Origin of the sequence: Hydrogenophaga sp. OTU3427, assembly GCF_038440225.1 — a bacterium.
Taxonomy (GTDB): domain Bacteria; phylum Pseudomonadota; class Gammaproteobacteria; order Burkholderiales; family Burkholderiaceae_C; genus Hydrogenophaga.
In genome coordinates this window covers 71,670-91,885 of record NZ_JASATI010000007.1, presented here as the reverse complement: position 1 = coordinate 91,885, position 20,216 = coordinate 71,670, and the positions used below count along the sequence as shown (strand labels likewise).

General features: G+C 69.4%; 15 protein-coding genes. 13 read left to right on the top strand and 2 right to left on the bottom strand.

The features are described 5' to 3' along the window. Window positions 1–2: 2 nt before the first annotated feature. The 3 genes from AAHB17_RS06435 to AAHB17_RS06425 all read left to right on the top strand — a co-directional run bounded on the left by AAHB17_RS06435 (window position 3) and on the right by AAHB17_RS06425 (window position 5,332). Entirely contained in the window at window positions 3–3,185 is a 3,183-nt protein-coding gene (locus tag AAHB17_RS06435) for an efflux RND transporter permease subunit (RefSeq protein WP_342129680.1), read from the top strand. Next, window positions 3,182–4,603, top strand: coding sequence for an efflux transporter outer membrane subunit (locus AAHB17_RS06430; RefSeq protein ID WP_342129679.1), 1,422 nt, complete (start codon window positions 3,182–3,184; stop codon window positions 4,601–4,603). The genes AAHB17_RS06435 and AAHB17_RS06430 overlap by 4 nt, the downstream gene beginning before the upstream one ends. A 66-nt stretch (window positions 4,604–4,669) precedes the next feature. Next, the gene (locus AAHB17_RS06425; protein ID WP_342129678.1) at window positions 4,670–5,332 is read left to right on the top strand and encodes an HAD family hydrolase; all 663 of its coding nucleotides are present in this window, start codon (window positions 4,670–4,672) and stop codon (window positions 5,330–5,332) included. Window positions 5,333–5,348: 16 nt separating this feature from the next. Here AAHB17_RS06425 and AAHB17_RS06420 read toward each other — a convergent pair whose 3' ends face one another. Next, the gene (locus AAHB17_RS06420; protein ID WP_342129676.1) at window positions 5,349–6,326 is read right to left on the bottom strand and encodes a Bug family tripartite tricarboxylate transporter substrate binding protein; all 978 of its coding nucleotides are present in this window, start codon (window positions 6,324–6,326) and stop codon (window positions 5,349–5,351) included. Window positions 6,327–6,508: 182 nt separating this feature from the next. Between AAHB17_RS06420 and AAHB17_RS06415 the strand changes: the two genes are divergently transcribed. Both AAHB17_RS06415 and AAHB17_RS06410 read left to right on the top strand, forming a co-directional pair. Continuing rightward, complete coding sequence (locus AAHB17_RS06415; protein ID WP_342129675.1) at window positions 6,509–7,252, top strand: IclR family transcriptional regulator; 744 nt, start codon at window positions 6,509–6,511, stop codon at window positions 7,250–7,252. 85 nt (window positions 7,253–7,337) lie between these two features. Then, complete coding sequence (locus tag AAHB17_RS06410) at window positions 7,338–9,680, top strand: cytochrome P450/oxidoreductase (protein ID WP_342129673.1); 2,343 nt, start codon at window positions 7,338–7,340, stop codon at window positions 9,678–9,680. A gap of 1 nt (window position 9,681) precedes the next feature. Here AAHB17_RS06410 and AAHB17_RS06405 read toward each other — a convergent pair whose 3' ends face one another. Then, the gene (locus AAHB17_RS06405) at window positions 9,682–10,668 is read right to left on the bottom strand and encodes an AraC family transcriptional regulator (protein ID WP_446719561.1); all 987 of its coding nucleotides are present in this window, start codon (window positions 10,666–10,668) and stop codon (window positions 9,682–9,684) included. 213 nt (window positions 10,669–10,881) lie between these two features. Here AAHB17_RS06405 and AAHB17_RS06400 point away from each other — a divergent pair, with 213 nt between their 5' ends. The 8 genes from AAHB17_RS06400 to AAHB17_RS06365 all read left to right on the top strand — a co-directional run bounded on the left by AAHB17_RS06400 (window position 10,882) and on the right by AAHB17_RS06365 (window position 20,203). After that, window positions 10,882–12,609, top strand: coding sequence for an AMP-binding protein (locus AAHB17_RS06400; protein WP_342129671.1), 1,728 nt, complete (start codon window positions 10,882–10,884; stop codon window positions 12,607–12,609). Window positions 12,610–12,611: 2 nt separating this feature from the next. After that, entirely contained in the window at window positions 12,612–14,219 is a 1,608-nt protein-coding gene (locus AAHB17_RS06395) for a carboxyl transferase domain-containing protein (RefSeq protein WP_342129670.1), read from the top strand. Window positions 14,220–14,226: 7 nt separating this feature from the next. Further along, the gene (locus tag AAHB17_RS06390) at window positions 14,227–14,736 is read left to right on the top strand and encodes a DinB family protein (RefSeq protein ID WP_342129669.1); all 510 of its coding nucleotides are present in this window, start codon (window positions 14,227–14,229) and stop codon (window positions 14,734–14,736) included. Beyond that, window positions 14,733–15,527 (top strand): enoyl-CoA hydratase/isomerase family protein, encoded by a 795-nt coding sequence (locus tag AAHB17_RS06385; RefSeq protein WP_342129668.1) that lies wholly within the window; start codon window positions 14,733–14,735, stop codon window positions 15,525–15,527. Before AAHB17_RS06390 ends, AAHB17_RS06385 begins: the two co-directional genes overlap by 4 nt. A 24-nt stretch (window positions 15,528–15,551) precedes the next feature. Next, complete coding sequence (locus AAHB17_RS06380) at window positions 15,552–16,253, top strand: DUF4126 domain-containing protein (RefSeq protein WP_342129667.1); 702 nt, start codon at window positions 15,552–15,554, stop codon at window positions 16,251–16,253. Further along, window positions 16,254–18,260 carry an acetyl/propionyl/methylcrotonyl-CoA carboxylase subunit alpha gene (locus tag AAHB17_RS06375; protein ID WP_342129666.1) on the top strand — a complete coding sequence of 669 codons (2,007 nt, stop codon included), beginning with the start codon at window positions 16,254–16,256 and terminating at the stop codon, window positions 18,258–18,260. It begins immediately after the preceding gene. A 77-nt stretch (window positions 18,261–18,337) separates the two neighbouring features. Next, a complete protein-coding gene (locus AAHB17_RS06370; protein WP_342129665.1) occupies window positions 18,338–19,276 on the top strand; it encodes a 2-hydroxyacid dehydrogenase in 939 nt (312 codons plus the stop codon). 18 nt (window positions 19,277–19,294) lie between these two features. Continuing rightward, window positions 19,295–20,203, top strand: coding sequence for a hydroxymethylglutaryl-CoA lyase (locus AAHB17_RS06365; RefSeq protein WP_342129664.1), 909 nt, complete (start codon window positions 19,295–19,297; stop codon window positions 20,201–20,203). The last annotated feature ends 13 nt before the right edge of the window (window positions 20,204–20,216 follow it).

The following is a 20,216-nucleotide window of genomic DNA, read 5'->3' as shown; positions in this document are numbered from 1 at the left end:
CCATGGCCCATTTCTTCATCAACCGGCCCATCTTTGCCTGGGTCTTGTCCATCATCATCATGCTCGCCGGCGCGGGCGCGATCTTCACGCTGCCGCTGGAGCAGTACCCCGAGATCGCTCCGCCGCGCGTGACCGTCAACACCACCTACACCGGCGCCTCGGCCGAGACGGTGGACGTGTCGGTGACCCAGGTGATCGAGCAGCAGCTCAAGGGCCTGGACAGCCTGCTCTACATGAGCTCGGCCAGCGACTCGGCCGGCCGCTCGCGCACCACGCTGACCTTCAAGCCCGGCGCCAACATCGACGTTGCCCAGGTGCAGGTGCAGAACAAGCTGCAGAGCGCCATGAGCCGCCTGCCCGAGGCGGTCAAGAGCCGTGGCGTCTTCATCAACAAGGGCGGCCAGGATTTCCTGGTCACCTACTCCTTCACCTCGTCCGAGCCCGGCATCTCGCAGGTGGACATCGGCGACTTCATCACCAGCAACGTGGTCGACGTGATCGCCCGCGTCGACGGTGTGGGCGACGTCAACGTCTTTGGCACCAACTACGCCATGCGGCTCTGGATGGACCCGGCCAAGCTGGAGAAGTACGCGCTGGTGCCGGCCGACCTGGTCAACGCCCTCAACGCGCAGAACGTCCAGGTCTCGGCCGGCCAGCTCGGCGCGCTGCCGGCGGTGCCCGGCCAGATGCTCAACGCCACCATCACCGCCCGCACCAAGCTGCGCACGGTGGAGGAGTTCCGCGCCATCGTGCTCAAGTCCAGCAGCGACGGCGCGCTGGTGACCATGGGCGACGTGGCCCGCATCGCGCTGGATGCCGACAACCTGACCACCAAGTCCCAGCTCAACGGCCAGCCCGGCGCGGGCCTGGGCATCATCCTGTCCGATGGCGCCAACGCCATGGAGGTGGCCGACAACGTGGCGCGCAAGATCAAGGAGCTGGAGCCCTACTTCCCCAACGGCATCCAGGCCTTCGTGAGCTCCGACTCCACGCCCTTCGTGCGCGCCTCCATCAAGGAAGTGGTCGTCACCCTGGCCGAAGCCATGGCCCTGGTGGTGCTGGTGATGTTCCTGTTCCTGCAGAACTTCCGCGCCACGCTGATCCCGGCCATCGCCGTGCCGGTGGTGCTGCTGGGCACCTTCGGTGTCTTGTCGGCCATGGGCTACTCCATCAACATGCTCACCATGTTCGCCATGGTGCTGGCCATCGGCCTGCTGGTGGACGACGCCATCGTGGTGGTTGAGAACGTCGAGCGCGTGATGCACGACACCCACCTGCCGGCCAAGGAAGCGACGCGCCGTTCCATGGCCGAGATCACGCCGGCCCTGGTTGGCATCGGCCTGACGCTGGCCGCCGTGTTCGTGCCCATGGCCTTCTTCTCCGGCTCCACCGGCGTCATCTACCGCCAGTTCTCGGTCACCATCGTGGCGGCCATGGCGCTGTCGGTGTTCGTCGCCCTGACCCTGACGCCGGCGCTGTGCGCCACCATCCTCAAGCCACCGGTGCACCAGGACGAACACAACGCGCCGCGCCGCGGCTTGCTGGGCGTCAACGACCGCTTCTTCCGCTGGTTCAACCGCCACTTCGACCGCAACACCGTGCGCTACCAGGGCGCGGTGGGCGGCCTGCTCAAGCGCAGCAAGCGCGTGCTGGTGATCTACCTGCTGATCGGTGCTGGCGTGGCCGTGCTGTTCCAGCGCCTGCCCACCTCCTTCCTGCCCAACGAGGACCAGGGCTACGTCACCGCCAACGTGACCCTGCCGTCGGGCGCCACCGACGAGCGGCTGCAGGGCGTGCTGGAGCAGATCAAGGACTACTTCCTCAAGAAGCCCGAGGTGCTGAGCGTCTACGCGGTCTCCGGCTTCAGCGGCAACCAGAGCTCGGCCAACGTCTTCATCCGCTTCAAGACCTGGGACGAGCGGCCGTTGCCGGACCAGTCGGCCGACGCCATCGCGCGCCAGGCCACCAAGGACCTGGCCCGCATCCGCGACGCGCGCATCTTCGTCACCCTGCCGCCCGCGGTGCGTGGCCTGGGGTCGAGCGCCGGCATCAACTTCATGCTCAAGGACGTCAACGGCCTCGGCCGCGAGGCCCTGCTGGCGGCCAAGGACCGGCTGCTGGAGCTCACGCGCGACAACGCCACCCTGGTCAACCTGCGCACCACCAATTTCGACGACACCTCGGAACTCAAGGTCGACATCGACGACCGCAAGGCGGCCGCCCTGGGGTTGGCCACGTCCGACATCAACAGCGTGTTGTCCAGCGCCATGGGCGGCACCTACGTCAACGACTTCATCCACAACGGCCGTGTCAAGCGCGTCTACGTGCAGGGCGACGCGCCGCACCGCATGCTGCCGCAGGACATCGCGCGCTGGACCGTGCGCAACCGCAATGGCGAGATGGTGCCCTTCTCGGCCTTCTCCAGCATCCGCTGGCAGAGCGGGCCGCCCCAGACCGTGCGCTACAACGGCAGCCCGGCGCTGGAGATGGTGGCCAACACCGCGCCGGGCGCCAGCTCGGGCGATGCCATGCGCGCCATCGAGGCCGCCATGGCCCAGCTGCCCACCGGCATCGGCTACGAATGGACCGGCGCCTCGCTGCAGGAGCGCCAGTCGGGCGCCCAGGCGCCGCTGCTGTACGCCATTTCCATCCTGTTCGTCTTCCTGTGCCTGGCGGCGCTGTACGAAAGCTGGAGCGTGCCCTTCTCGGTCATGATGGCCGTGCCGCTGGGGGTGGTGGGCGCGCTGCTGGCCACCTACACACGCGGCCTGTCCAACGACGTCTACTTCCAGGTCGGCCTGCTCACCACCGTGGGCCTGGCGTCCAAGAACGCCATCCTGATCGTGGAGTTCGCGGTGCAGCTGCAAGAGCGTGGCAAGAACCTGTTCGATGCCACGGTCGAAGCCGTGCGCCTGCGCCTGCGCCCCATCCTGATGACCTCGCTGGCCTTCGGCTTCGGGGTGTTGCCGCTGGCCACCGGCTCCGGCGCGGGGGCCGGCGGGCGCCAGGCCATCGGCACCGCGGTGCTGGGCGGCATGGCGGCGGCCACCGTGCTGGGCATCTTCTTCGTGCCGGTGTTTTTCCTGGTGGTGCGCAGCCTGTTCACACGCCGCGCGCGCGAACCCGAGGTGCCCCCTGACGGCACCACCGTTCCGGCACTCGCCGCCGCGGAGGTGAAGGCATGAAGGCGAACCCCCTGATCCGTGTGCTGCCGCTGGCCGCCGCCCTGGCGCTGGCCGGCTGCATGAATTTGGCCCCGGTCCACCAGCGCCCGGACGCGCCGGTGCCCGCCACCCTGGGCGCGGCCGACGCCACCGGCCCCGCGCTGCAGGCCAGCGAGGTCGCGCGTGGCCAGGCCCAGGCCCTGGGCTGGGTGCGCTCGGCCCCGCTGCAGCAGGTGATCGCGCTGGCGCTGTCCAACAACCGCGACCTGCAGGTGGCCCTGCTCAACATCGAGCGCGCGCGGGCGCTCTACGGCGTGCAGCAGGCCGACCTGCTGCCCACGGTGGCCGCCTCCAGCCAGGGCACACGGGCCCGCACCGCGGCCGACCTGACCACCGCCGGCCGCTCGCAACTCAGCAGCCAGTACAACGTCCAGCTCGGCTTCACCAGCTTCGAACTCGACCTCTGGGGCCGTGTGCGCAACCTCAACGAGGCCGCGCTGCAGCAGTTCCTGTCGACCGAGGAGACGCGTCGCAACGTGCAGCTCGGCCTGGTGGCCGACGTCGCCAACGCCTGGCTCACCCTGGCCGCCGACCAGGCCCGCCTGCAACTGGCCCAGGACACACAGCGCGGACGCGAGCGATCGCTGGCCCTCACACAGCGCATCTTCGAGCTGGGCGGCACCTCCGGCCTGGTGCTGGCCCAGGCGCAGTCCGCGCTGGAGACCGCGCGGGTGGACGTGGCGGCCTTCACCAGCCAGGTGGCCCGCGACCGCAACGCCCTGCAGCTGCTGGTGGGCGGACCGCTGCCGGCCGATCTGTGGCCGGCCGCCCTGCAGCCCGGCGTCCACGAGGCGGCGGCCCTGCTGCCGGTGCCGGCCCCGCTGCCGTCCAGCGTGCTGCTGGAACGCCCCGACATCCGGGTCGCCGAGCGCACGCTGCAAGCCGCCTCGGCCAACATCGGCGCCGCGCGCGCCGCGCTGTTCCCCACCATCTCGTTGACCGCCTCGGCCGGCACCGCCAGCAACGAGCTGTCGGGCCTGTTCGGCGCGGGCAACGGCACCTGGAGCTTCGCGCCGGGCATCCGGCTGCCCATCTTCGACGGCGGGCGGGGCCAGGCCAACGTGCGGGTGGCCGAGCTCAACCAGCAGGTGGCCGTGGCCCAGTATGAGAAGGCGGTGCAGGTGGCCTTCCGCGAGGTCTCGGACGCCCTGGCCGACCGCGCCACCTGGGCCGATCGGCTCGGCGCCCAGCACGCGCTGGTGACGGCATCACAAAAGGCGCTGGACCTGTCGCAGGCGCGCTTCACCGCCGGCACCGACAACTACCTCACGGTGCTGGACGCACAGCGCAGCCTCTACGCCGCGCAACAGACCCTGATCGGCCTGCAGCTGGCCGAGCAGCTCAACCGCATCACCTTCTACAAGGTGCTGGGTGGCTAGCAGACGCTGCCGCAGTGAGGCCGTGCGCGGCCGGGCGGGCGCCGATGTTCATGCTCCAATCGGGACATGAACTTCCAGGCCGTGCTTTTTGACTGCGACGGGGTGCTCGTCGACAGCGAGCCCATCGTCAACCGCGTGCTGTTCGGCATGCTGCAGGACCTGGGCTGGTCCACCACGCCGCTGACCCGCGAGGCGGTGGACCAATACTTCACCGGGCGCACCATCCGCGACGTCATGCTGGCCTGGGCGCAGGACCAGGGCAACACGCTGCCGGCCGACTGGATGGACCGCTTTCTGGCCCAGCGCAACGCCGCGCTGTCCGCCGAACTGGAGGCCATCCCCGGCATCCATGGCGCGGTCGAGGCGCTGCACACACGGCTGTCGGGCCAGATCGCCTGCGCCTCGGGCGCCGACCGCTTCAAGATCGAGCTGCAGCTGCGCCAGGTCGGCCTGCTGCCCTGGTTCGATGGCCGCATCTTCAGCGGCCACGAAATGGTGGCGTCCAAGCCCGAGCCCCATGTCTACCTTGCAGCGGCGGCCCACCTGGGTGTTGCGCCGGCGCGCTGCCTGGTGATCGAGGACAGCGCCATCGGCGCGCGTGCCGGCCTGGCCGCCGGGGCCACCGTGTGGGGCTATTGCCCGGTCGGGCACGGGCGGGCCTTCGAGGGCTTGCCCGTGCAGCGGGTGTTCCAGCGCATGGCCGATCTGCCGGCGCTGCTGCTCGGCTGAATCGAAAGCCGGCGACTCAGTCGAGCGAGATCTTCTGGTCCCGGATCACCTTGTGCCAGCGCTGGACTTCCACGCGCAACAGCTCGGTGTATTGCTGTGGGGTGCTGCCCACGGGCTCGATGCCGAAGTCGATCAGCTTTTGGCGGACGGCGGGTTCCTGGATGGCGGCCGAGACCTGTTTCTGCAGGCTGGCGACCACCTCGGGCGGGGTGCCGGCGGGCGCGACGATGCCCACCTGGGCCGCAGCTTCGACGTTCTTGAAACCCAGTTCGGCGAAGGTGGGCACGTCGGGCATCTGGGGCAGCCGGGTCGGGTTGGCCACCGCCAGCGCGCGGATCTTGGCGCCCTTGAAGAAGCCCGCGCCGGCGGCGAGGTCGATCATCATGGCGCCCACCTGGCCGCCGGCCAGGTCGGTCAGGGCCGGTGCCGCCCCGCGGTAGGGGATGTGCACCATGTGCAGGCCGGCGCTGACCTTGAGCAGTTCCATGGCCAGGTGGTGCGGGCTGCCGGCACCGGCCGAGCCATAGCTGATGCGCCCGGGCGCGGCCTTGGCCTTGGCGATGAAATCCTTGGCATCCTTCACTTCCGACTTCTCGCCCACGGCCAGGATCATGGGGAACTTGCCCATCAGCGTCACCGGGGCCAGGTCCTTCTCCGGGTTGTAGGACAGCTTGGCGTACAGCGCCGAGTTGAAGACCATGGTGCCGTTGTCCGCCGACAGGATGGTGTAGCCATCGGCCGGGGCGCGGGCCACGTCGGCCGCCGCGATGGCGGTGTTGCCGCCAGGCTTGTTGTCGATCACCACGGTCTGGGCGATCTGTTTGGACAGCTGCTGGCCGATGGTGCGGGCCAGGAAATCGGAGCCACCGCCGGCCGGATAGGGCACCACCCAGCGCACGGATTTGGCGGGATAGGCCTGGGCATGGACGGCGCCAGCCAAGGCCACAAGGGCCAGGGCGGCAAGCAGACGGGTGGTGTGGCGGCGGTTCGGCATCGGGGTGCTCCTTGGGTGTGATGCGGTCGCAAGGGAATGTATTTGCAATGATATTACGCATTGCGTAATAATTTTTGCGGTGTTTACCCTGTGCTTCCCCCGATACTTGAGCGATGCGAAATACGACGACCACCAGCCCAGTGGCGGACCGCCGCCAGCGTGTCCAGTCCGCGGAGACCGGCATGTCCATCCTCAAGTCGCTCACGCGGCTGGGCGGCTCGGCCAGCCTGACCGCCATCGCCAACGATGTCGGGGAAAGCGCGGCCAAGGTGCACCGCTACCTGTCCAGTTTTGCACAGGAGGGTTTTGTCGCCCAGAACACCGCGACCCTGCACTACCACCTCGGGCCCGAATCCATCCGCCTGGGCCTGGCCGCGCTGCGCCAGTGCGACCCGGTGCGCCTGGGGGAGGGCGCGCTGCTGCGTCTGCGGGAGTCGCTGGAGGTGACCTGCTTCATCGCGGTGATGGGCAACCTGGGGCCGACCGTGCTGCGCATCGAGGAGCCGTCCTTGCCCGTGACGGTGAACATCCGCGCCGGCTCCGTCCTGCCCTTGTTGTGGTCGGCCACCGGGCAGGCCTTCATGGCCTTCAGCGACGACGCCGAGGTCCACCGCAAGGCCGAGCTGGAATTCGAGGCCGGCTCGGCCGAGCAGCGTTCGCTGATGGCGGGGCCGCAGCCGGTGGCGCGGCTGCGCCGGCAGGTGCGTGACCAGGGCTGCGCCATCGTGCACGACACCTTGCTGCGTGGCATCAGCGCGGTGTCGGCGCCGGTGTTCGATGCCGGCGGGCACGTCTGCGCGGTCCTGACCGCGCTGGGGGCCAGCAACGGCTTTGACGCGCGGCCCGGAGGGCGTGTCTGTCCCCAGGTGGTCCGCGAGGCGGGCGACATCAGCGCGGCCATGGGTTTTCAGCCGGCCAGCGGCTGACGGTCGTCGGGGAGCGCCGGGGTGTTCAATTTGCGTATTGCGTAATAGAATTACGCAAATCAAATCTGTGAACCAGGAGCCCGCCATGAACGCTTCCTCTTCCGCGGCCGCAGGCCGTTGCCCGGTTGACCACCAGGCGCTGGCGCGGCCGAATGCCAACGGTGGCTGCCCGGTCAGCGCTGGCGCGGCCGGTTTCAACCCGTTCGAGGGGGCCTACATGCAGGCGCCGGCGGACTACCTGCGCTGGGCGCGCGAGCAGGAGCCGGTCTTCTGGAGCCCCCAGCTGGGCTACTGGATCGTGACGCGCTACGAGGACGTGAAGGCGGTGTTCCGCGACAACACGGTGTTTTCACCCTCGATCGCGCTGGAAAAGATCACCCCGGCGACGCCGGAGGTCACGCAGATCCTGCAGGGCTATGGCTACGCCATGAACCGCACGCTGGTCAACGAGGACGAGCCGGACCACATGGAGCGTCGGCGCCTGCTGATGGACGCCTTCCTGCCGGAGCGGCTGGCCACCTACGAACCCACCGTGCGGGCGCTGGCGCGCCAGTACATGGACCGCTTCATCGACAAGGGCCGCGCCGACCTGGTGCGCGAGATGTTCTATGAAATCCCGCTCAACATCGCGCTGAAGTTCCTCGGGGTGCCCGACGACGGGGCCGAGCAGCTGCGGCAGTTCGCCGTCGCGCACACGCTCAACACCTGGGGCCGGCCGACCGCGCAGGAGCAGTTGGCGATCGCGGAGAACGTGGGCCGGTTCTGGACGGTGGCGCAGGGCATCCTCGACGGCATGCTGGCCCGGCCCGACGGCGAGGGGTGGATGTACGAGACCATACGCGAGCACCACAAGCACCCCGACATCGTGACCGTGTCCTACCTGCGGTCCATGATGATGGCCATCCTGGCGGCGGCGCACGAGACCACGTCCAACGCCACCGCCAACGCCTTCATGACGCTGCTGACCCAGCGCCCGGCCTGGGACGCGATTTGCGAGAACCCGGCCCTCATCCCCAACGCCGTCGAGGAGTGCCTGCGCGTGGCGGGCTCCATCATCGCCTGGCGCCGCGTGGCCACCACCGACACCACGGTGGGGGGCATGCCCATTCCTCGCGGCGGCAAGCTGCTGCTGGTGCAGGCCTCGGCCAATTTCGACGCGGCGCATTTCGAGAACCCGGACGTGGTCGACCTCTACCGCGACAACGCGGTCGAGCACCTGACCTTTGGTTATGGCGCCCACCAGTGCATGGGCAAGAACATCGGACGCATGCAGATGCGGGTGTTCCTGGAGGAATTCGCGCGTCGCCTGCCCCACATGCGCCTGGTGGACGGGCAGCGCTTCGAGTTCCTGCCCAACACCTCTTTCCGTGGTCCGTCCGAGCTGTGGGTGGAATGGTCGCCGGCGCAGAACCCGGAGCGCGATCCGTCGCGCGCGCTGCGGACGCCCGCGGATTTCTACATCGGGCCACCGTCCAAGGACGGCATTGCGCGTTCCCTGGTCGTGCGCGAGAAACACGTCGAAGGCGAGGACCTGTTCCGCTTCGTCCTGGCCGATCCGCGTGGTGGACCCTTGCCGGCCTGGACGGCCGGTTCGCACGTCGACCTCATCGCCGGAGGCTTCCGCCGCAAGTACTCGCTGTGTGGCCGGGCGGACGACGGATCGGCCCTGGAAGTCGTGGTGCAGCGCGAGGCGGGCGGGCGGGGTGGCTCGCGGTTTTTCTGCGAACAGCTGGCCGCAGGGGACACGCTTCAGCTGTCGGGGCCCAAGAACCTGTTCCGGCTCGATGAGTCCGCGCGCCGATTTGTGCTCATCGCCGCGGGCATCGGTATCACGCCCATGGTGGCCATGGCGGACCGCCTCAAACGCCTGGGCAAAACCTACGAACTGCACTACGCCGGGCGGTCGCGCCGGCACATGGCGCTGCTGGCGCGCCTGGAGCAGGACCACGGCGACCGGTTGTCCTTGTACGTCAAGGCGGAGGGGCGGCGCCTGCCGCTGGCATCCCTGCTGGCGGATGTGGATGCCGACACCCGGGTCTATGCCTGCGGTCCGGACCGGCTCATCGGTGAACTGGAAACCCTGGGGGAACGCTGGCCCGAGGGTGTGTTGCGCTTCGAGCACTTCAACGCGGACGGCGCGGCGCTGGAACCGGACAAGGCGCACGCCTTTGTCGCGGAACTCCAGGACTCCAAGGTCCGTGTGACCGTGCCCGCCCACCAGACGCTGCTGCAGGCCCTGCAGGCGGCTGGTTTCGACGTGCCCTGCGACTGCGGCGAGGGGCTGTGCGGCACCTGCGAGGTGGGTCTGGTGGCCGGCGAGGTGGACCACCGCGACAAGGTGCTGACCCAGCACGAGCGGGCTCAGAACAAGCGCATGATGAGCTGCTGCTCGCGCGCGGCGGGCCAGACCATCGTGCTGGCGCTGTGACTCACCGGGCGCTTTTGCCGCGGAAGGACTGAGGGGTCTCGCCGGTCCAGGCGCGGAAGGCGCGTGAAAAACTCTTCTCGTTGCGAAAGCCGGCCGCCAGGGCCACCTGCTTGATGGGGCGGTCGGTGCGCAGCAGCGCGTCCACCGCCACCTGGCGCCGCACCTCGTCCTTGAGCCCTTGCAGGGTGGCGCCTTCTTCCTTGAGCTGGCGGTGCAGCGTGCGCGGCGAGAGGTGCAGCAGCGTGGCCAGGGCCTCGGCGCTGTGGCTGGCCTGGGGCTGGTGCTGCAGGGCCTGGCGCACGCGCTCCACCAGGAGGCGGTCGCGGTGGTATTGGCGCACCGTCAGCGGCAGGGCGCGTTGCAGCATCTGGTTCATGGCGGCCTCGTCGCGGCGCAGCGGCTGGGCCAGGTAGCGGGCGTCGAAACGCAGCAGCGCCATGTCCTGTCCGAAGTGCTGGCCGCCGCCAGGGAACAGCACGCCATAGGCCTCGGCATGGGGCGGGGCGGGAAAGGGGAAACGGGCTTCGATCAGGGGCAGGCGCGAGGCGATGAACCAGCAGGCCAGGCCGTGGGCGTTGCGCAGCACCGAGACCAGGCAGAACTCGCGCAGCGCGCCCAGGTCGCGCCGCTCCTCGATCGCCAGGGTGGCGACGCCGTCCTGCACCGTCAGCGACAGGGCGATGTCCTCGGCCAGCAGGCCGTGGTGGCGGCACCAGCGTTTCATGGCCCGGCCCAGGTCGGGCGCGCCCAGCGAGGCCCGAGCCAGCATGCCGTAGCTGCCCCAGGGCAGGCGGCGCGAGAACCAGCCCAGCGCCTCGTCGTCGAGTTCGCGCATCGCGGCCTCGGACAGCAACTCCATCTGGGCGGCGGTGATGCGCGCGGCAGGTGAGGTCAGTGCGTTTGGCGCAATCTGTGCCTGCTTCAGTGCCTGCGCCGGGCTCTGGCCGCGCTGTGCGTAGGCCAGCGCGATGGCGCGCACAAAGGCCATGGGCGTCGCAGCGCGGCCGGGTTTGGGTCGCGGGGTGGTGGCCGATGGGCGAGGGGGGGGTGTCACGGTCGAAGTGTGCCCGACAAGTGGCACGATTTGCAACCTTTCTGGCAACCCAAACCGGGCGCCCGCTTCTATGCTTGTGGCCATCACCCGCCGTGCCCGGCGAGAGCGTCCACGCGTTCCGCCGGCCGACCCTGAGGAGACAAGCCCGTGAGCAATACCCGTTCGGCCCCCGCGCCCTTGTTGCACAGCCTGGCGCAGGGCGCGACCCAGCCGCCGCTGATCGAGCAGACCATCGGCGCGTTTTTCGACGCCATGGTGGCGCGCCAGCCCGACCGCGAGGCGCTGGTGAGCGTGCACCAGGGGCGGCGCTACACCTACCGCCAACTGCACACCGAGGCCGCCCGCCTGGCCAGCGCGCTGCTGGCGCAGGGGCTGGCGCCTGGCGACCGGGTGGGCATCTGGTCGCACAACAACGCCGAATGGGTGCTGATGCAGCTGGCCACGGCCCAAGTGGGCCTGGTGCTGGTCAACATCAACCCGGCCTACCGCACGTCCGAGGTCGAGTACGCGCTCAACAAGGTCGGCTGCAAGCTGCTGGTGACCATGGCCCGCTTCAAGACCAGCGACTACCTGGGCATGCTGCGCGAACTGGCCCCCGAGTGGGCCCACGGCCACCCCGGCCAGCTGGAAGCCCAGCAGCTGCCCCATCTGCGCACCGTGGTTTGGATAGACGAAGCGGGGCAGGGCATGGACGAGCCCGGCCTGATGCGCTTCTCCGACCTGCTCGCCCAGGGCCACGCGACCGACCCCCGCGTGGCGCAGGTGGCCGCCCACTTGCGCGCGAGCGACCCCATCAACATCCAGTTCACCAGCGGCACCACCGGCTTCCCCAAGGGCGCCACGCTGACCCACCGCAACATCCTGAACAACGGCTTCTTCATCGGCGAATGCATGAAGCTCACGCCGGCCGACCGCCTGTGCATTCCGGTGCCGCTGTACCACTGCTTCGGCATGGTGCTGGGCAACCTGGCCTGCTTCACCCACGGGGCCACCGTGGTCTACCCCAACGATGGCTTCGACCCCCTGACCGTGCTGCAGACCGTGCAGGACGAGCGCTGCACCGGCCTGCACGGCGTGCCCACCATGTTCATCGCCGAGCTGGACCACCCGCGCTTCAAGGAGTTCGACCTGTCCACGCTGCGCACGGGCATCATGGCCGGCTCGCCTTGCCCGACGGCCGTGATGCAGCGCGTGGTGGACGACATGCACCTGTCCGAGATCACCATCGCCTACGGCATGACCGAGACCAGCCCGGTGAGCTGCCAGAGCTCCACCACCACGCCGCTGGACAAACGCGTGTCCACCGTGGGCCAGGTGCAGCCCCACCTGGAGGTCAAGGTGGTCGACCCCGAGACCGGCGACACCGTGGCGCCCGGGCGGTCGGGCGAGCTGTGCACCCGCGGCTACTCGGTCATGCACGGCTACTGGGACGACCCGGCCAAGACCGCCGAGGCCATCGACGCCGAGGGCTGGATGCACACCGGCGACCTGGCCACCATGGACGCCGAGGGCTACGTCAACATCGTTGGCCGCATCAAGGACATGGTGATCCGTGGCGGCGAGAACATCTATCCGCGCGAGATCGAGGAGTTCCTCTACCGCCACCCGGCGGTGCAGGACGTGCAGGTGGTGGGCGTGCCCGACGCGAAATACGGCGAGGAGCTGTGCGCCTGGGTCGTGCCCAAGCCCGGCCATACGCTCACCGAGGACGCGCTGCGGGCCTTCTGCAAGGGCCAGATCGCCCACTACAAGGTGCCGCGCTACATCCGCTTCGTGGACGGTTTTCCGATGACGGTCACCGGCAAAATCCAGAAGTTCAAGATCCGTGACGCCATGAAGGACCAGCTGGGGCTGGCCGAACAAACCACTGCCTGACCATGACCACTCTCGACACCCAACTCAATGCCCGTTCGGCCGATTTCCAGGCCAACGCCAGCGCCATGCGCGCGGTGGTGGACGACCTCAAGGCGCAGGTGGCGCGCATGGCCGCCGGCGGCGGCGAGGCCGCCCGCGCCAAGCACACGGCGCGCGGCAAGCTGCTGCCGCGCGACCGTGTGCAGATGCTGCTGGATCCGGGCACGCCCTTCCTGGAACTCGCGCCCCTGGCCGCGATGGACATGTACAACGGCGACGCGCCCTGCGCCGGCATCGTGGCCGGCGTCGGCCGCGTCAGCGGCACCGACTGCATGATCGTCTGCAACGACGCCACGGTGAAGGGCGGCACCTACTACCCCCTCACGGTCAAGAAGCACCTGCGGGCGCAGGAGATCGCGCAGCAGAACCGCCTGCCCTGCATCTACCTGGTGGACTCGGGCGGTGCCAACCTGCCCAACCAGGACGAGGTCTTCCCCGACCGCGAGCACTTCGGTCGCATCTTCTACAACCAGGCCAACCTGAGCGCGCAGGGCATCGCCCAGATCGCGGTGGTCATGGGCAGCTGCACGGCCGGCGGTGCCTATGTGCCGGCCATGAGCGACGAGACCATCATCGTCAAGAACCAGGGCACCATCTTCCTGGGCGGCCCGCCGCTGGTGAAGGCCGCCACCGGCGAGGTGGTCAGCGCCGAGGACCTGGGCGGTGGCGACGTGCACACCCGCCTGTCGGGTGTGGCCGATCACCTCGCGCAGAACGACATGCACGCGCTGGCCCTGGCCCGCCAGATCGTCAAGAACCTCAACGTCGACAAGCGCCCCAACATCGCCCTGCACGCGCCGCTGCCGCCGCGCTACCCGGCCGATGAGCTGTACGGCGTCATCCCCACCGACACCCGCAAGCCCTTCGACGTGCGCGAGATCATCGCCCGCGTCGTCGACGACAGCGCCTTCGACGAGTTCAAGGCCCGTTTCGGCAGCACCCTGGTGTGTGGCTTTGCCCGCATCGAAGGCATCCCCGTGGGCATCATCGCCAACAACGGCATTTTGTTCAGCGAGTCGGCGCTCAAGGGCGCGCACTTCATCGAGCTGTGCTGCCAACGCAAGATCCCGCTGGTTTTCCTGCAGAACATCACCGGCTTCATGGTCGGGCGCAAGTACGAGAACGAAGGCATCGCCCGCAACGGCGCCAAGCTGGTGACGGCCGTGGCCACCGCCGCCGTGCCGAAGTTCACGGTCATCATCGGCGGCAGTTTTGGCGCCGGCAACTACGGCATGTGCGGCCGCGCCTACAGCCCGCGTTTCCTGTGGATGTGGCCCAACGCGCGCATCTCCGTGATGGGCGGCGAGCAGGCGGCGAGCGTGCTGGCCACGGTCAAGCGCGACGGCATCGAGCTCAAGGGTGGCCAGTGGAGCATGGAGGAAGAGGAGGCCTTCAAGGCCCCGATCCGCCGCCAGTACGAAGACCAGGGCCACCCCTACTACGCCACCGCGCGCCTGTGGGACGACGGTGTCATCGACCCGGCCGACACCCGCCGCGTGCTGGCGCTGGGGCTGAGCGCGTCGCTCAACGCGCCCATCCCCGAGACCAAGTTCGGTATCTTCCGCATGTGAGGTGGTGGTGAACCCGCACACCCACTTCGCCCAGCTGGCCCGCTACAACGTCTGGGCCACGCGGCGCTTGCTCGACGCCGTGGCGGCCTTGCCCGAGGCCGACTACCGTCGCGACCTGGGCCTGTTCTTCAAGAGCATCCACGGCACGCTCAACCACCTGCTGGTGGGCGAACATTTCCTGTGGTTCGCGCGTTTTGCCCGAGGCCAGTCGCCCACCGTGGCGCTGGACAGCGAGGTCGAGCCCGACCGGGCGCGCCTGGCCCAGGCCCTCAAGGGTGGCGCGGCCAACTGGCTGGCCCTGATCGAGGGCTGGCCGGCCGAGCGTTTCGACGGCGTGCTCAGCTACACCACCATGCGGGGCACGCCCGCCACCCTGCCGTTCGCGGCCACGCTGGCCCATGTGTTCAACCACGGCACCCACCACCGGGGCCAGATCAGCGCCGCGCTGACCGCGCTCGGCCGGCCCTGTCCCGAACTCGACCTGGTCTATTGCCTGCAGGAGGAAGCCCGCGCATGAACACCTCGACCAACGCCCTGACTCTGGACGTGCAGGCGGCCGTGGCCCGCATCACGCTGAGCCGCCCCGAGGTGCGCAACGCCTTCAACGACGCCGTGATCGCCGAGCTCACGCAGGTCTTCACGGAGGTGGGCCGGCGCGACGACGTGCGCGTGGTGGTGCTGGCGGCACAGGGCCCGGCCTTCTGCGCCGGCGCCGACCTGAACTGGATGCGGCGCATGGCCGACTACACCCGCGAGGAAAACCTCGCGGACGCCGGCGCGCTCGCCACCATGCTGCGCGCCATCCACGAATGCCCCAAACCCACCATCGCCCGTGTGCAGGGCGACGTGTACGCCGGCGGGATGGGCCTGGTGGCGGCCTGCGACATGGCGGTGGCGGTGGACACGGCTGGTTTCTGCCTCAGCGAGGTCAAACTGGGCCTGATCCCGGCCACCATCAGCCCATACGTCATCCGCGCCATGGGCGCGCGTGCCGCCCACCGCTATTTCCTGACCGCCGAGCGTTTCGGCGCCGCCGAGGCGCAGCGCATCGGCTTCGTGCACGAGGTGGTGGCCGCCGACGCGCTCGATGCCAAAGTGGGTGAGATTGCGGCCGCGCTCGTGAACGCCGGGCCGGCGGCGGTCCAGGCCTGCAAGCGCCTGGTGCTGGACGTGGCCGAGCGCGAGATCGACGGCGCGCTGATCGCCGCCACCGTCGAGGGGATTGCCGACATCCGCGCCAGCGTCGAAGGGCGGGAGGGCGTGTCGTCCTTCCTGCAGAAACGCAAACCCGGCTGGTTGCTGCCATGATGCGCCAAACATCAGGGAGCGATCATGGACACGACACTTCAAGCCGTCTTGCAACAACTCACGGTCTGGTGGCAGGCCGCCTTCGGCACGGTATCGGGCGGCCTGGGCAGCGCCAGCGCCCACCTCGACCTGCCCAGCCTGCTGGCGCTCGCGGCGGCCTTGGGCTGGGCCAGCGGGCTGCGCCTCTATCTGGTGGTGTTCGTGGTCGGCCTGAGCGGTGCGCTCGGCTTCTGGGTCCTGCCCGGCGGGCTGCAGGTGTTGCAGCATCCGGCGCTGCTGGTGGTCAGCGGCGGGCTGCTGTTCGTCGAGTTCTTCGCCGACAAGATTCCGGGCCTCGATTCGCTGTGGGACCTGCTCAACAGCGTGCTGCGGGTGCCGGCGGGCGCGGCCCTGGCGGCGGGTGTGTTCGGGGCCGACAGCGGCACCATGGCGCTGGTCGCGGCCCTGCTGGGCGGCACGCTGGCGGCCAGCAGCCAGGTGGCCAAGACGACCACCCGCGCGGCCATCAACACCTCGCCCGAACCCTTCTCCAACGTGATCGCCAGCCTGGTCGAGGACGGCCTGGCGCTGGGCGCCCTGTGGCTGGCCACGAACCACCCGCTGGTGTTCGCGGCCGTGCTGACGGTGGTGGTGGTCCTCGCCGCGTGGATCACCTGGGTGTTGCTGAGTTTTCTGCGGGCGGCCTGGCACCGCCTGCAACGCATGTTTTCTGAAAAGGTGGCTTAGATGTTCTCCAAGATTCTGATTGCGAACCGTGGCGAGATCGCCTGCCGGGTGGCCGCCACCGCGCGCCGCCTGGGCGTGCGCAGCGTCGCCGTGTGTTCCGACGTGGACGCCCATGCCCAGCACGTGGCCCTGTGCGACGAGGTGGTGAACCTGGGCGGCGCCGCGCCCAAGGACAGCTACCTGCGCTGGGAGGCCATCATCGCCGCCGCCCGCGCCACCGGCGCCCAGGCTATCCACCCGGGCTACGGTTTCCTGAGCGAGAACGAGGCTTTCGCCGACGCCTGCACCCAGGCCGGCCTGGTCTTCATCGGGCCGCCGTCCTCGGCCATCCTGGCCATGGGCCTCAAGGCCGAGTCCAAGCAACTGATGGAAAAGGCCGGCGTGCCGCTGGTGCCGGGCTACCACGGCGCCAACCAGGACCCGGCGCTGCTGCGCGCCGAGGCCGACCGCATCGGCTATCCCGTCCTGATCAAGGCCAGCGCCGGCGGCGGTGGCAAGGGCATGCGCGCGGTCGACAAGGTCGAGGACTTCGAGGCCGCGCTGGCCAGCTGCCAGCGCGAGGCGCGCAACAGCTTTGGCAGCGACGCCGTGCTGATCGAAAAATACGTGCAGCGCCCGCGCCACATCGAGATCCAGGTCTTCTGCGACACCCAGGGCAACGGCGTCTACCTGTTCGAGCGCGACTGCTCGGTGCAGCGCCGCCACCAGAAGGTGCTGGAGGAAGCGCCGGCGCCCGGGCTGACGCCCGAGATGCGTCAGCAAATGGGCCTGGCGGCGGTGGCCGCCGCGCGCGCCGTCAACTACGTGGGCGCAGGCACGGTGGAGTTCATCGTCGAGCAGCGCGACGATGGCAGCATGAACTTCTTCTTCATGGAGATGAACACCCGCCTGCAGGTGGAGCACCCGGTGACCGAGGCCATCACCGGCCTCGATCTGGTGGAGTGGCAGTTGCGCGTGGCCTCGGGCGAGCCGCTGCCGCTGCGCCAGGACGAGCTGCGCATCCACGGCCACGCCATCGAGGCCCGCATCTGCGCCGAAAACCCCGACAAGCAGTTCCTGCCCGCCACCGGCACCCTGCACGTCTACCGCAAGCCTGCGGCCAGCGCCTTCACCCAGGGGCTGGTGCGGGTGGACGACGGCGTGCGCCAGGGCGACACCATCAGCCCCTATTACGACAGCATGATCGCCAAGCTGATCGTGCACGGCGACGACCGCGAGCAGGCGCTGGCCCGGCTGGACGCCGCGTTGGCCCAGACCCATATCGTGGGCGTGGCCAACAACGTGCAGTTTCTGCGCCACGTGGTCCGTTCGCCGTCGTTTGCCGAGGCCCGGCTGGACACCGCGCTGATCCCGCGCGAGGCCGCCGTGTTGTTCAACCAGGAGCCGGTGGGCCTGCCGCTGGCGGCCGCGGCGGCGGTGTCGCAGACCCTGCACGACGAAGCGGCGGCGGCCGGCAACGACCCCTTCAGCCGCCGCGACGGCTGGCGTTCGCACGGCGAGTTCGTGCGCCGCTTCGCCTTTGTCTTCGGCGGCGAGACGGTGCCGGCGCAGTTGCGTTACGCCCACGACGGCGCCCTGTTCCTGAGCGTGGGCGAAGGCGAAACCGCCGTGGCCGGGCCGCTGTCGTGGCGGGCCGCCGGGGCCGGCCTGGAGGTGGCCTTCGCCGGCCAGCGCACCGAGCTGCGCGTCGACTGGCAGGGCGAGACCGCCCACGTGTTCTGCGGCCGTGGCGCCACCCAGATCGTCGAGGTCGACCTGCTGGCCCACGCGGGCGAGGGCACCAGCGAGGGCGGGCGCCTCACCGCGCCCATGCCGGGCAAGGTCGTGTCCTTCGCCGTCAAGGCCGGTGACGTGGTCAAGAAGGGCCAGGCGCTGGCCGTGCTGGAAGCCATGAAGATGGAGCACACCATCGCCGCGCCGCTGGACGGCACCGTGGCCGAGCTGTTGTTCGCGCCGGGCGACCAGGTCAGCGAAGGCGCGGAGCTGCTCAAGCTCGCCATGGCCTGAGGACAGGTCGATCAAACGCGGCCGTGATAATGGCAGGCCAACATTCCGGGGGACCGCGCCCCGGCGCACACATGCCCATGGACGCCACCTACATCACCTTCTGCTGCACCGACACCAAGGCCGAGCCGTGGCTGGCTGGGCTGCGCGCCGCCGTGCCACGGGCCCTGGTCGATGTCTGGCAGCCGGGCGCGCCGCAGGCCGACTACGCGGTGGTCTGGGCACCGCCGCAGCAGTTCATCGACGAGCAGTCGCGGCTCAAGGCCCTGTTCAACATCGGCGCCGGTGTCGACGGCCTGCTCAAGCTGAACCTGCCGCCCGGGATGGCCGTGGTCCGGCTGGACGACGCCGGCATGTCGGTGCAGATGGCCGAATACGTGTGCCATGCGCTGATCCGCCACTTCCGCGAGTTCGACGGTTACGAGGCGGATGTGGCCAAGGGCACCTGGTCCTACCGCAAGCCACGCAGCCGGGCCGAATGCCCGGTGGGCATCATGGGCCTGGGCGTGCTGGGCCAGCGGGTGGCGCAGGCGGTGGCGCAGTTCGACTTCCCGGTGCGCGGCTGGAGCCGCACGCCGCACCCCATGCCCGGCGTCACGGGTTTTGCCGGTGAGTCGCAGTTCAACGATTTCCTGGCCGGCACGCGGGTGCTGGTCAACCTGCTGCCGCTGACCGCGCAGACCGAGAACATCCTGCGCCGCGACACGCTGCAGCGCCTGTTGCCGGGCGGCTACCTCATCAACGTCGCCCGGGGTGCCCACCTGGTCGAGGCCGACCTGATCGCGCTGATCGACAGCGGCCACCTGGCCGGCGCCACGCTGGATGTCTTCCGCACCGAGCCGCTGCCGCGCGCACACCCGTTCTGGTCCCATCCACGCATCACCATCACTCCGCACACCTCGGCGCGCACGCTGCGCGAGGAGTCCATCGCCCAGATCGCCGCCAAGATCGCGCGCCTGCGCGCCGGCGAGTCGCCACAGGCCCTGCCGGGCTGCGTCGATCCGGCGCGTGGCTACTGACCTTTCCAGGAGCATTCCATGTCCTTGCCCTCCTTTGTCCAGCTGATCGACGTCGGCCCGCGCGACGGCCTGCAGAACGAAAAGCAGCCCGTGCCCGCGGCCGTCAAGATCGAACTCGTGCACCGCTTGCAGGCCGCCGGCCTGAAGGAGATCGAGGTCACGTCCTATGTGTCGCCCAAGTGGGTGCCGCAGATGGCGGACAACCACGCCGTCATGAGCGGCATCGCGCGCGCGCCCGGCGTGCGCTACAGCGTGCTCACGCCCAACCTCAAGGGTTTCGAGGCCGCGCTGGCGGACCGGCCCGACGAGATCGTGGTGTTTGGCGCCGCCAGCGAGGCCTTCAGCCAGAAGAACATCAATTGCAGCATCGCCGAGAGCATCGAGCGTTTTGCGCCGGTGGTCGAGGCCGCGCTGGCGGCCGGCATCGCGGTGCGTGGCGCCATGAGCTGCACCGTGGGCTGTCCCTACGAAGGTGATATCGCACCCGAACGGGTGGCCTACCTTGCCGGACTCATGAAGGGCATCGGCGTGCAGCGCGTGGACGTGGCCGACACCATCGGCGTCGGCACGCCGCTGAAGGTGCAGCGCGTCATCGAGGCCACCTTGTCCCACTACGACATCGACCACATCTGCGGCCATTTCCACGACACCTACGGCCAGGCGCTGGCCAACACCTACGCTGCCCTGCAGATGGGGGTCTGGAACTTCCAGTCCTCGGTCGCCGGCCTGGGCGGCTGCCCCTACGCCAAGGGCGCCACCGGCAACGTGTCGACCGAAGACGTGGTCTACCTGCTGCAAGGCCTGGGGCTGGACACCGGCATCGATCTCGATCAGCTGGTCGACGCCGGCGCCTTCATCAGCAGCGCGCTGGGCCGCAAGCCCAACTCGCGGGTGGCCACTGCCATCCTGAACAAACGGAACGCCTGAACGGACTATCCCC